General features: G+C 64.7%; 9 protein-coding genes and 6 pseudogenes. 10 read left to right on the top strand and 5 right to left on the bottom strand.

Features of this window, described 5'->3' with window-relative positions; genetic code table 11:
* Positions 1-2: 2 nt before the first annotated feature.
* From secG to FQ389_RS08615, 9 genes and pseudogenes are all read left to right on the top strand, one after another.
* On the top strand, positions 3-236 hold the full coding sequence (gene secG / locus FQ389_RS08645) for a preprotein translocase subunit SecG (RefSeq protein WP_069401223.1): 234 nt from the start codon (positions 3-5) through the stop codon (positions 234-236).
* A gap of 48 nt (positions 237-284) precedes the next feature.
* Positions 285-563 (top strand): hypothetical protein, encoded by a 279-nt coding sequence (locus FQ389_RS22315; RefSeq protein WP_407662814.1) that lies wholly within the window; start codon positions 285-287, stop codon positions 561-563.
* Positions 466-1960: pseudogene (locus FQ389_RS08640) on the top strand (phosphoenolpyruvate carboxylase); the annotation flags it as partial. The gene FQ389_RS22315 and the pseudogene FQ389_RS08640, both read left to right, overlap by 98 nt.
* A 2-nt stretch (positions 1961-1962) precedes the next feature.
* Positions 1963-2915, top strand: a pseudogene (locus FQ389_RS08635) (heavy metal translocating P-type ATPase); the annotation flags it as partial.
* A gap of 245 nt (positions 2916-3160) precedes the next feature.
* Positions 3161-4150, top strand: a complete 990-nt coding sequence (locus FQ389_RS08630) for an Acg family FMN-binding oxidoreductase (RefSeq protein ID WP_144206887.1) — start codon at positions 3161-3163, stop codon at positions 4148-4150.
* A gap of 258 nt (positions 4151-4408) precedes the next feature.
* On the top strand, positions 4409-4819 hold the full coding sequence (locus FQ389_RS08625; RefSeq protein WP_144206831.1) for a hypothetical protein: 411 nt from the start codon (positions 4409-4411) through the stop codon (positions 4817-4819).
* Positions 4820-4870: 51 nt separating this feature from the next.
* Positions 4871-5128: a hypothetical protein gene (locus tag FQ389_RS22310; RefSeq protein WP_407662813.1), complete on the top strand. Its 258-nt coding sequence runs from the start codon at positions 4871-4873 to the stop codon at positions 5126-5128.
* A gap of 493 nt (positions 5129-5621) precedes the next feature.
* A complete protein-coding gene (locus tag FQ389_RS22305) occupies positions 5622-5921 on the top strand; it encodes a 4Fe-4S dicluster domain-containing protein (RefSeq protein WP_407662812.1) in 300 nt (99 codons plus the stop codon).
* Positions 5922-6037: 116 nt separating this feature from the next.
* Positions 6038-6800: pseudogene (locus tag FQ389_RS08615) on the top strand (Ni/Fe hydrogenase subunit alpha); the annotation flags it as partial.
* Positions 6801-6805: 5 nt separating this feature from the next.
* Here FQ389_RS08615 and FQ389_RS08610 read toward each other — a convergent pair.
* The 3 pseudogenes from FQ389_RS08610 to FQ389_RS08595 all read right to left on the bottom strand — a co-directional run bounded on the left by FQ389_RS08610 (position 6806) and on the right by FQ389_RS08595 (position 9976).
* Positions 6806-7214: pseudogene (locus FQ389_RS08610) on the bottom strand (DUF302 domain-containing protein).
* Between the two features lie 68 nt (positions 7215-7282).
* Positions 7283-8934, bottom strand: a pseudogene (locus FQ389_RS08605) (HAD-IC family P-type ATPase); the annotation flags it as partial.
* Positions 8935-9596: 662 nt separating this feature from the next.
* Positions 9597-9976: pseudogene (locus FQ389_RS08595) on the bottom strand (pyridoxamine 5'-phosphate oxidase family protein).
* A gap of 41 nt (positions 9977-10017) precedes the next feature.
* On the opposite strand from FQ389_RS08595, the gene FQ389_RS08590 reads away from it, so the two are divergent.
* Positions 10018-10239, top strand: a complete 222-nt coding sequence (locus tag FQ389_RS08590) for a hypothetical protein (RefSeq protein WP_144206827.1) — start codon at positions 10018-10020, stop codon at positions 10237-10239.
* Here FQ389_RS08590 and FQ389_RS08585 read toward each other — a convergent pair.
* Together FQ389_RS08585 and FQ389_RS08580 are read right to left on the bottom strand one after the other, a co-directional pair.
* Positions 10236-11414, bottom strand: a complete 1179-nt coding sequence (locus FQ389_RS08585; protein ID WP_144206825.1) for a glycosyltransferase — start codon at positions 11412-11414, stop codon at positions 10236-10238. The genes FQ389_RS08590 and FQ389_RS08585 overlap by 4 nt on opposite strands.
* 20 nt (positions 11415-11434) lie before the next feature.
* On the bottom strand, positions 11435-12061 hold the full coding sequence (locus FQ389_RS08580; protein ID WP_144206823.1) for a cutinase family protein: 627 nt from the start codon (positions 12059-12061) through the stop codon (positions 11435-11437).
* Between the last annotated feature and the right edge of the window lie 237 nt (positions 12062-12298).

Below are 12298 nucleotides of genomic sequence, written 5' to 3'. Positions count from 1 at the left end.
GCATGCAATTGGCCCTGCAAATCACCCTGGTGGTCACCAGTATCCTGGTGGTCCTGCTGGTGCTGCTGCACCGCGCCAAGGGCGGTGGTCTGTCCACGCTGTTCGGTGGTGGCGTGCAGTCGAGCCTGTCGGGCTCGACGGTGGTGGAGAAGAACCTGGACCGGTTGACGGTGTTCATCACCGGGATCTGGCTGGTCTGTATCATCGGCATCGCGCTGATGATCAAGTATCGCTGATCACTCGGCGGGCGCCTGGTCTATCCTCACCGATGCTGGGACGCATGGTTGAGGTTTCCGAGCTCCTTTCCGGGCTGGGTGTCCGACGCCGCGCCGGCGCCGATCTCGGCGCCGGCGCGGCGTACCCAGGTAGGCCGCGAGGCGACCGAACCGATGCACGCCGACATCCGGATGCTCGGCAGTATTCTCGGCGACATCGTGCGCGAACAGAACGGCGACGTCGTCTTCGATCTCGTCGAACGCGCCCGGGTGGAATCGTTCCGGGTGCGGGTTCGCCGAAGATATCCACCCGGCGCACCGGCGCACGATTCACATCGACGCCGGTGAACCGCCATACGACAGCAGCCTGGCTGCCACCTACGCGAAATTGGACTCCGCGCAACTGGATTCAGCCACCGTGGCCGAGGCGCTGCGCGGCGCCCTGGTTTCGCCGGTGATCACCGCGCACCCCACCGAGATCCGTCGGCGCACTGTCTTCGTCGCCCAGCACCGCATCATCAGTTGATGCGCCTGCACGCACAGGGGCACCGGGAGACCGCCGACGGCCGCAGCATCGAACGCGAGCTGCGCCGCCCTGTGGCAGACTGCGCTGAACCGGGTGACCCCGAGGCCGACCTGCTGTCCGACCCCATCCTGCAACCGGGTTCCTGGATCGGCGGCGACCGTGACGGGAACCCCAACGTGACCGCTGCGGTGGTACGAAGGGCCACCGCGAGCGCCGCGTACACCGCGCTGGCGCATCACCTGTCCGAGCTCACCGATCTCGAACAGGAGCTCTCCATGTTTGCGCGGCTGGTCGCCGTGAGCCCCGAGCTCACCGCGCTGGAGCAGAGCTGCCCGGACGCGGCCCCGGGCCGACGAGCCGTACCGGCGGGGCCGTGCGGGTGATCCGGTAGGCATTTCACCGCTGTTCGAGACGATCGACGATCTGCACAACGGCGCGGCGATCCTGCAAGCCGTGCTGGAGCTGGCGCTGTCACCGCGGTCGTGGCCGCTTGCGGTGACAGCCAGGAGGTGATGCTCGGGTATTCTGATTCCAACAAGGACGGCGGTTACCTGACCGCGAACTGGGCGGTGTACCGTGCCGAACTGGCGCTGGTTGACGTGGCCCGCAAGACCGGAATCCGGTTGCGGCTCTTCCACGGCCGCGGCGGCGGTCCGAGCTACCAGGCCATCCTCGCGCAGCTGCCGGGGGCGGTGAACGCGTCGCTGCGCCTCACCGAGCAGGGCGAGGTGGTCGCGGTAAAGTACGCCGAACCGCAAGTGACGCAACGAAACCCGGAGAGCCTGGTGGCGGCGACGCTGTAGTCGACAGCTGTTGGACGTCGAGGGGCTCGGTGGCGATCCCGAGCCCGCTTACGCCGTGCTCGACGAGATCGCAGTTTTGGCGCGCCAGGCCTACTACGAATTGGTGCACGACACACCGGTTTTCGTCGACTACTTCAAGGCCTCCACGCCGGTCAGCGAGATCGGGGCGCTGAACATCGGTAGCCGCCCGACCTCGCGCAAGCCCACGTAGTCGATCTCCGATCTGCGTGTCATCCCGTGGGGCGATGGCGTGGAGTCAGTCGAGCGTCATGCTGCCCTGCTGGTACGGCACCGGATCGGCGTTCCAGCGGTGGATCGGGGCGAGGCCCGAAAGCGAGGACGAGCGCGTCGAAATCCTGCACGCCCTCTATCAGCGCTGGCCGTTCTTCCGTAGCGTGCTGTCCAACATGGCGCAGGAGAGGCACCGCGTACTGTGCGGCGGCTGCGTGACGCCGGTTTGGATCGGTTGATCATGCTCACCGGAGACCGACTTGAGCCCACCCGTGAAATTGCTTCCGTTCTGGGATTGGACGATGTTCGCGCTGAGCAGACACCGGCCGAGAAATACGCTGCGGTGCATGCCGAAAGTGAGCGGGCGCCGACGGTGATGATCGGTAACGGAATCAATGACGCTCCCGCGCTAGCGGCAGCAACGGGTCGGTGTTGCCATGGGCGCCCGGGGCGCCACTGCTTCCTCCGAGGCCGCCGACGTGGTGTTGACCACCGATCGGATCGATCGACTCGCCGACGCGATGAACATTGCCCGCTGGTCTCGGCACATCGCAGTGCAGAGCGCGGTCGTCGGCATGACTTTATCGGTGATCGCGATGGGAATCGCCGCCCTCAGCTGGTTGCCGCAGGGGCGCTGCTGCAAGAAGGCATTGATGTCGCGGTGATCCTCAACGCGCTGCGGGCACTGCGCGGCGACCCGGCCCGCGGAGGTGCCGTTGGCACTGGGAACCGAAGAGATGCTGCAACGCTTTTCCGTCGAACATGACGAACTTCGCGATGCAATTGGGCTCTTGCGCGACACTGCGGATCGGCTTGTCGCCAGGCCGGGTGACGTCGCGTTGCAATCTTTCAGCAGCGCACGCCGTACTCGCCGATCGGATTCTGCCCCACGAGATGCCCGAGGAAACCCAGCTCTACCCCGCTCTGGCACGCCCTTTGGGTGGCGAAGCCACCGCGGCAATGAGCCGGATGCATGCCGAGATCCGGAGGCTTTCGGACCGCATCGCGACACGCTTGGCCCTGGCCCGATCGGAAGGGACGATTCAGCCAAATCAAGTCGACGACTTGCTGGCGTGCCTCTACGGCCTCTACGCACTTCTGCGGCTGCACTTTGTGCAAGAAGAGACTACTTCGTGCTAGCACAGGACGGGCACGCTCGTCACGAAAAGCACTGTCCGACAGGGTGATCTGCCAGGACCTTGGATCCCCTCGCCGACCAGGTGACGAAAGGTCCTTACGACCCGCTCAGGGGAGTGTTGTGTGCCTACCTCGCTGGTACACCCAGATGTGGCCCAAAGTCCCTTCGATCGAGGCCGTCATTCCCTCGTGCGAGTGCGGGGTATCCGGCATCGTCGGCCTCAGCACTTAGGAGGGGACGAATGGCCATGAACACGCGATTTCCTGATGCGGGCACCATCCGCACGGTCCTGGCTCTGACATCGCGGGCGCCCTCTGTCCATAACACCCAACCCTGGCGCTGGGTGGTGGGGGAGCAGAGCGTGCATCTGTATTCCGACGCGGATCGCCAGCTCCCGATGACCGATCCGGACGGACGGGACTTGATGTTGAGCTGTGGTGCGGCGCTCAATCACTGCGTCATCGCCTTCGCGGCGGTCGGGTGGCACGCCAAAGTATCCCGGCTGCCCAATTCTGCGGACCCGAATCACCTTGCCGCGATCGAACTTTCCCAGCACAAGGCCGACGCCGCAGACATCGCACTCGCGGCCGCGATACCCCGCCGGCGAACCGACCGCCGGCACTACAGTTCCTGGCCGGTGCCCGTCAGTGACATCGCGCTGATGGCGGCGCGTGCGGCGCGTCATGGCGTGACGCTGTGCGAAGTAGAAGATACCGAGAAGCTGCACAAGATCGTGGTGCAATCCGTCTGGGACCACATGAACCGCGACTACCTCCTCGAACTGACCGCCTGGAGTGGCCGCTACGCGTCAACCGCGGGAGTTCCGGCCCGCAATACACCGAAATCGGACCGTCACGCCAAGATCCCGGGTCGGTTCTTTGCCGGTCCCGTGCTTGCCGAGCCACCCGGTTCATCAGCCACGGAAGACAACGCCGTGGTCCTGGCGTTCGGCACGCGCACAGACGACCCGCTTGCCCGGTTATGCGCCGGCGAGGCCACCAGCGCGGTTCTCCTCACCGCGACGTCGATGGGTTTGGCCAGTTGCCCCGTCACCGAACCGCTGGAGATCGCCGAAACGAGCGCGGCCGTGCGGTCGGAGATCTTCGGGGATACCAGCTATCCGCAAATGCTGCTGCGCGTGGGTTGGGCGCCGATCAACGCCGACCCGTTGCCGTCGACGCCGCGGCGCGAACTCGGCGAATTCGTCGAATGGATGGCGGACCGCGACGTAGTCTGATATTTAGACACCTTGCGCACGAAGGATTTCCGATGGAGACGTTCACGGTGGATCCACACTCCTGGAAACTCGCCCGCATATTCGGGCGCAACGCGCTGCTTCGGTGCACCGACCGCATCGAGGCCCTGGTCACGGTGTTCGCAATGGCCTTGTCCCTGTTGGCAATTCCGCTCGCCGGTAGCGGCCGGGATGACCTACAGTGCGCGGGAGCGGGTGTACACCCAACAGGTGTAGCAGCGGCACGCGGCGCAGGCAACGGTGACCCAAGCCGCGACGGATGAGTCGGGTATCCCTGTCGCGCAAGTGACGTGGCCGATCGCGGACGGCGAGCGCAGCAGTGCGTTGGAACTCGCCCATGTGCCCAAGGTTGGTGATCAGACGAGCATCTGGATCGATCAGGACGGCGATCTGGTACCGCCGCCCACCCCGACGTGGCAAGCGGGGGTGGACGCGTTTGCCGCCGCGCTGGCCATCTTGCTGGTGGTCGGGGTGGCAGTGCTCGCGCTCGTGATGAACACCCGCTCGTGGCTCGATCGATCCCGCAGCGCCGAATGGGACCGTGAGCTCAGGTGCCTCCAGGAAGACGGCGGGCCGAACTTCCGCTTGACGACGAATGCTCCTATGCGTTGTGCCCCTGACGGGACGGATGATATGTCGATGGCAGGCTAGAATGCCCAGGTCGCCGTCTTTGATGCGGTCAACATCAGGCGCCTCATCGAGGTGCTGAAGGGCCGGAGCTACCGTGTCGTCGGCCCGGTGCTTCGCGACGACGCGATCGTCCTGGTTGAACTGGACTCGGCGAACGACCTGCCCTGGGGTTGGGGTGTCGACGTGGGCCCGGGGCACTATCGGGTGCGCCACCGCGATGACGGCACGGCATTCGGGCATTCGGCGGGTCCCCAGTCCTGGAAACAATTTCTGTACCCGCCGTGGCAACGACTGTGGGCCGGCACTCGCGATTGTGACAGCGATGCCTAATCCGAAACTGAGATTCCCCGATATGCATTTCCTCGGGGTACGAGGATGTGACCTCGCCCCCATCGATACCCTCGAAGGCGTTCTCGGCGCGCGGAATATCCCGACGGCTCTTCGTCGGGCGGCGACGGCAGATCTTCGTGATCGCGGTGAAATGCACCGAACCCGGCGGACTGTGTTTCTACGCGTCGATGGGAACCGGTCCCGCCGTGGGACCCGGTTACGATCTTGCACTCACCGAGCGAGTCGACGACGCCACGGTGTCGTATCTTGTCGACGTCGGTAGCTCGGAGGGCGCCGACGTGCTCGCGCAGCTGCCACACCGACCAGCCGGTCGGGACGAAATCGATTGCGCGCGAGGTGCTGTCGATCGCATCGCATCGGATCGGACGACAGATGCGCGACACCGATCTGAGGAACCTGTTGATCCAATCCCGCGAGTCTCCCTAGTGGGATGAGGTGGCCGCCCGCTGCCTGACTTGCGGCAAATTGCACGATGGTGTGTCCGACGTGCTTTTGCACCAGCACCGAGGACGTCAGCGACCTCACCGGCGAGCATGCCGAACGCTGGCGGCACTGGGCGTCGTGTTTCGAATTCGACTTCACGTTCATCCATGGCGGGGGCAGTGTTCGCCGGTCCGGCGCCTCGCGCTACCGGCACTGGCTGGCGCACAAATTGGGTACCTGGCACGACCAGTTCTGCACGTCCGGCTGCGGTCGCTGCATCGCGTGGGTGTCCCACCGGGATCGATATCACCGCGGAGATGAACAAGATGGCCGGCAAGGTCGTCGATGAGTGACATCGCGGCCGGCCGCCGCGCCGACGCCTTATCGAGTGCTTAGCCGGATCGTGGAGCCCGGACTCGGCCACGCTGTGCCTGGACCCGGTGCAGGAAACACTGCGTATACCTCATCCACCCGATCAACGTGCGGCTGGGCGGGTTCTATTCGGTGCCCCACACGATCGGACTTCGCACCGATCGCCGAACAGCTGCGCCGGGCGCTGGACGACGCCGTGGCCACCGTCGAGTGGGTAAGTGGATTCGACTTCCCAGCCTTCGACCTCGAGCATGAGTTCTTGGCGCTCAGGGACAACGCGGGGTATCCGATCGAAGACGGCAGCACGGAGTGCGGGACAGCCTTTTCCGGTGGCCGATTTCACTAGCCATGTCACCGAATCGCAGGTGCCCTATTCCACGGCGCTGCACGCAACCCTCGACGGCGGCCGTTACCTGACCGGGCCGTTGGTGCGGTATTCGCTGAATTCGGCGGCGCTGTCGCCGGTCGCCGCATAGGCGGCTGCGAGCGTGGGGCTGGGGCCGAATGCCGAAACCCCTTCCGTAGCATCGTGGTCCGTGCTGTCGAAGTGGTCTACGCGATCGAAGAGGCGTTGCGCATCATCACCGATTACCGGCGCCCAGCACGCCCGTTCGTCGACACCCCGGCCTGACGTGGCGTCGGACACAGTGTCAGCGAGGCGCACCGCGGGCTGCTCTATCACCGGTATGAGATCGACGCCGACGGACTGGTTTCGTCGGCGTCGTGTGCAGGAATCTGTCACTGGATGATGCCGCACTGACGGCGTTGTGCGAGAAGACGGCGTTGTGCGAGAAGGTGATCCTTAGCTACCCCATGCATCTCGTGCTCGACGTATTTCCTGACGTTGACGATGCAGGGGTATCAACCCCAATCAGCCTTCAGCGAGGCGATCGCGGCGCCCAAACTTAGCGGTGGCCTCATCGGCGATGGCAATCAGCCCTGGTTCGCCGGTGACCTCGACCAAAAGGGTCGGATCCATCGCTTCGACGATCGTCGTGCCCTGCTTGTTCTGGTCCGCGCGCACCAACACGTTGCAGGGCAGCAGCAACCCGATTTCTCGATCGATGTTGACCGCGCAGTGTGCCAGCGCGGGGTTGCACGCACCGAGTATCAGGTAGTTTTACATGTCCACACCGAGCTTGGCCTTGAGCGTTGCTTTGATGTCGATCTCGGTCAGCACGCCAAACCCCTGTCTTTGGAGGGCTTCTTGGGTGCATTTGACCGCCCGTTCGAAGTCCGTCGCCAAGTGGGTCGACAGCGCAATGCCCATAGCGGTTATCTGATCGTCTTGACGCTGCACGCGGTAGGGGCGAAAGCCCCGAGGTTCTCCCGGCCCGTCTAACGGGATCGACGAACGGACACGGCGGGCCGGCTGAAGCGAGCCGCTAAGCGGTGAATGCGGTGGGAGCGTCCCCGGGTCCGGGTCAGTCGATGGGTGAGGTGCAGCGCATCGGCATAAAACCATCGCTTGGTGATTTCCACCAGCACCAGATAGGCAACAGTGAGACTGAGGAGGGCAGCGAAGAATTGCCAGGGCAGTGCCCGGAATCCGAGGTCGGCGGCCAGCGGTGAAACGGTCAGGGCTACTCCAAGCACGATGTTCGACAGGGTGGCCGCGGTGAGCAAGGCACCGGGTCTGCTGCGGAGGAACGGCACCCGCCGGGTGCGAATCGCGAAAATGATCAGAGTCCGGGTGGCAAGAGATTCCACCAACCAGCCGGTGCGGAATTCAACCGGGCCCGCGTGCAATACCCCCAGCATCAGTCCGAAAGTGAGGAAGTCGAACGAATTGATCGGACCGAACGACAGTATGAAGCGCCGGATGAATGCGACGTCCCAATGCGCAGGTGCGTGCAACTGCTCGTCGTCCACCCGATCGGTCGGAATCGCGAGCTGCGAGGTGTCGTAGAGCAGGTTGTTGAGCAAGATCTGGCTCGGCAGCATCGGTAGGAACGAGAAAATGGCGGATGCCGCAGCCGCGCTGAACATTTTTCCGAAATTGCTTGAGGTGACCATCAATACGTATTTTATAGTCTTGGCGAAGATACGCTGCCCTTCGGCCAACATACCGAGGTCCTTCTGCAGCAGGACCACGTCGGCTGCGTCCTTGGGCAACGTCGGTGGCGGTGTCGACCGAGATGCCGACGTCAGCCGAACGTAGAGCCAGGGCGTCGTTGACTCCGTAGCCGAGAAATCCGACCGACCGCTGGGCGTGCCGCAGTGCGGAAATGACGCGGGCCTTCTCTCCGGTGAAATGCGGGCGAAGGTCGTGTGGCGTTGTGCGGTCGCGGTGAGTTCCTCGTCGTTCAGCCGCTGCAGTTCGGCGCCAGTGATGGTGCCCTTTGACGGCAATCCGATGTCCTCGCAGACCTTTTCGGCGACCCTGGGATTGACGCCCGTCGCCACCTTGACCTCGACGCCCAACGCTTTGAGCCGTGTCAGCGAATCACGCACGTTTGCTTTCGGGGTGCCCGCGAAGATCAGGAAGCCTTCGAGTGTCAGGCCCGTTCGTCGGCGGCAGACAATGTCTCCTGACCGGGTGCCGCCTTGCTGGGGTCTGGTGCTGACGACAGCGGGCAGCAGCTGAGGGGTGATACCGACGGCGATGGCCAGGCCGAAGAGTGCCGATTCGATCAGCGGACGTCGCAGCAGCAGATTGGTGACGATGATGACGGCGGTGAGTGTGAGCGCCACTTTCAGCAGCAGATAGGAGAAGCGCCGCAGTCCCCGCTGAAAGTCGGTTACCGGTTGGTGTTCACCCAAACCAGCTGCATACGTCCGAATTCGGCTGCGGTACCGGTTGCATAGACGACCCCGGTCGCTTCGCCGGCGCTGACGACGGTGCCCATGAACGCCACACTCGATGCATCCGTGACCGTCGCATCGGGAGCGGCGGGCTCAGCCGACTTCTCCGACGGGGTCGACTCGCCGGTGAGAATGCTTTCGTTGCATTCCAGCCCGTTCACCGCGATCAATCGGACGTCGGCCGGCACCAATTCGCCGAGCTGCAGCCAGATTACGTTTCCACGAACGCTCGGTGACATCGACGCGTGTGAACTCGCCGCCGCGGCAGGCCACCGCGCAGTGACGGATGCGGTCGTGCAGGGCGGCCGCGGTCCGCTCCGCACGAAATTCGTTGTAGAACGAAGGCCGACGCTGATCAGGAGGATGATGCCGATGATGACGGCCTGCGTATCGTCGCCCAGAACCGCGGTGATCGCCAGCAGCGCCGGCACCGCGTTGTTGAGCTGACGGCCAAGGCCGGCCGGAAAGTCGTGGCCGTCATCAGCTGGCCGCGTGGCTCTATCCGGCGACATACGCATCTACCCATGATGGGTGCTGCGCCGGGGTTGTTCTAGGTCGGAAGGCGGATCGGGTCTTCGCTGAAAGTCACCAGCTGTTAAGGCATTAAGTCCCTAGTTTCGACTGACTGCGCTGCCCTCCGTGTCAAGCAGCCAACAGCCCGTGGAGATTTCAAGGTGCCTGAAGCTATTCCGCTCGGACGGTTTGCGGGCTTGCAGGAGCGGATGACTCCGGCCAGCCGGGTTCTGGTCATGGAAGGCGGCGCGGTTGTCGGGATTGTGACTCCGACTGATCTGGCTCGGCTGGTCGACGCCTATCGGCTCGCCCGCCCGGCAACAATCGCTGATCGTCACGACACCGAACCGAATTGGAACCTGCGGCCCGTCACCAGGTCAGGAAGTATCCGGACATAGTGGGACTTCCGAAGTCGTCCACGGCAGCACCTGAGCGCGCTCCGCTTCCTTGATCTCTTCGTCGCTACGCAAGCGTACGAGCGGTGCCCCTCACGATCACACTCCACCCCGCTGCGACGTTGTGATCATCGACCTCGAACACCACCTCGTTGTTGATCGCGGCGCTAACCAACTTGGTGCCTTCGGCGGTACGAAACAGGATCGTTCGGCGCTGGACGGCGTAGTTGACGGGGAAGATCTGCGCCCGGCCGTCCACGCTGGTGACCAGCCGCCCCAGCGTCATGCTCGCGAGCATGTCCGTCGTTCGACAACGCATGGCCAAGACGTGCCCGCCCGGCAAGGGACACCGCCGCGCCGGTGGTCACCAGTGTTGTGCGCCAACCGTGTGGCTGCTCGGGAGTGGTGGTGCTGGGCGAGCACCTCGCCGTGCAAGGGTCGGCAGCGCTGGGTCTGCGGGTCGCCGTCGTCACGATGGTGTCGTCCACCGTCGCGTTGGCGCGGGATCAATCGCCGGGCGGCGCGGCCACGAAAGACGTTGGCGTTGCGCGCGCTAACAAAGGCGACGTGATCCACACCTAGTCGGTGGCGCGCGAGACCGCCGCCTCCTCGAGAAGATCGGCAGTGCGCGCACTGCTCTCGTCGGATTTCGTCATCATCGCGGCGACCTCGCGCGCCCGCTCCGTGCGTTCCGGGGCCAGGACGCCACGCAGGTCCGCTACCACGGAGTCCAACGTGCTTTCCATGAAGGCCCGGCCGAGGCCGGCTTTGAGCTGTGTGATCCCGGACGCCCACACCGGTTGATCGAGCCAGAACCACAGCACCAACGTGGGGATCTCGGCCCGCAGGCCCGCGGCCGTCGTGCCGGCGCCACCGTGATGGACCGCGGCGCGGCACAGCGGGAAGATCGCGGCGTGGTTCACTTCGGCCACGATCTTGACGTGGTCATCCATTGCGTCCGGAATATCGTTGGGGCCCATGCAAATCAGCGCTCGTTCGCCGACCCGCGCGCACGCCTCGCCGACCACCGCCACGGTCTCTGCGGGGGAACCCAGCGGTGTGCTGCCGAAGCCGAAGTAGATCGGCGGGGTGCCGGACGAGATCCACGCCGCGACGTCGTCGTCGGCCGCACCGGGCAGTCCCAGCGTGAGCGCACCGACGAATCGTTGCGGGGCGTTCGCATCCAGCCAGTCGGCCGCCGTTCCGGGCAGGCAGAGCTCGTCATAGGCCTGGATTTCCAGTGTGGGTCGCGCTCGGTCCCCGATGAGCTCCGGTAAGCCGAGTGCGCGACGCTGGGCGTCGTCGGTCTCCTTGGTCACCTGCGGACCGTAGACACCGGATCCCAGGATCCGCGGCGGGAAATAGTGCAGTACCCCGAGCGGAATATTGTGGTACTCCGCGACATTCGCCGCCACGCCCTCCTCGTTGAAGGCGGCCACCAGCAGGTCGGCTCCCCGCGCCAGCGGCGCCAGCACAGCCGTCTTCTCCGCCTTGACCTGGTTGAAATGCTGGGTGATCTCCGACCACATGGTGACCGGGTTGTGGACCTTCCCGACGAAATCGGCGGCAAAATCCATCTGTTCCCGCGAATCGCGACCGTAGGCGACCGCGGGCAGACCGGCGGATTCGACGAACGCCATCATGTTCGGCGCGACGGCCATCTGCACGTCGTGGCCGCGGCGCATCAGCTCACGGCCGGCGGCCGCCAACGGCTCGACATCCCCACGGCTGCCGTAGCCGACCAACACACATTTCATCGGTGAGACCGCAGCAACGCTCAGCGCAGCCGGTCGGCCGCATACGACGCGGCCTGATCCGTCATGCCGGACTGAATGTACGACACGTGCGCCATAATGTTCCCGCCGCCGGAACAGATCGGATCGTCGGGCGCACAAGCTGATGGTCTTGCTGCTCTAGATCGGGGGTTGATCGTCGGTAACAGTTGTCCGCCCCATAGCATGCTGGAGAACTGGTTGGTGGGCTCACCGAACAGGGCGACCGGGGCGGACATCGCCTGAGTGGCCAGATCGATCACGGTGGAGCCCTGGGAGTAGCCGCCGAGCACGACCTTGGTGTTGGGGCAGTCGGCGACGATGCCCCGAATGTGGCCGCTGGCGTCGTCGGCACCGATGGGCGCGCTGTTGCGGTAGTCGTCGTTAGCCGGATAGTTGACGGCGTACACTCCGACGGACTTCCCACCGACCTTGGAGGTCAGCGAGTCCGTGAACGCCCGGCCGATGTTGCCCAGGCCCGGGTCTTGGTGGGTACCACGAGCGGCGAACACCACCTCGACGTCGGAGCAGGGGTCGGCTGCCGCGGTGGGCGCGATCGTCGGCGCGCCGGCCAGCGGCCCGATTAGCGCGGCCACGGCGCCGACGATTCGAACAACTCTGCGTGCACTCATCCCCAAATGCTGACACACCTCCCGATAAAGCCATACCGGCGGCTCTGGAGACCGGATGCGAGATAACTGGCCGGCACAGGTAGGAAAAGAATTGCTTTCGGGTGGGAGGAAAGGTCAGTTTGAGCGTAGGTAGCCGGCGAAAGGGCAGGAAGCGTACGGATAGGGGTGCAGCTGTGGGAGGGCGGGACACCTGACTACCAAACGTGGCGTCGGGCGGTGCTGCGTGCCGAAGAACTC

Source organism: Mycobacterium tilburgii, assembly GCF_902168065.1.
GTDB lineage: Bacteria > Actinomycetota > Actinomycetes > Mycobacteriales > Mycobacteriaceae > Mycobacterium > Mycobacterium tilburgii.
This window is presented reverse-complemented; position numbering and strand designations above follow the sequence as displayed.

Bases quoted from the DNA above. Each gene is read 5' to 3' on its own strand.
- secG (WP_069401223.1), top strand. From the start codon at position 3: ATGCAATTGGCCCTGCAAATCACCCTGGTGGTCACCAGTATCCTGGTG.
- FQ389_RS08630 (WP_144206887.1), top strand. From the start codon at position 3,161: ATGAACACGCGATTTCCTGATGCGGGCACCATCCGCACGGTCCTGGCT.
- FQ389_RS22305 (WP_407662812.1), top strand. From the start codon at position 5,622: ATGGTGTGTCCGACGTGCTTTTGCACCAGCACCGAGGACGTCAGCGAC.
- FQ389_RS08585 (WP_144206825.1), bottom strand. From the start codon at position 11,414: ATGAAATGTGTGTTGGTCGGCTACGGCAGCCGTGGGGATGTCGAGCCG.
- FQ389_RS08580 (WP_144206823.1), bottom strand. From the start codon at position 12,061: ATGAGTGCACGCAGAGTTGTTCGAATCGTCGGCGCCGTGGCCGCGCTA.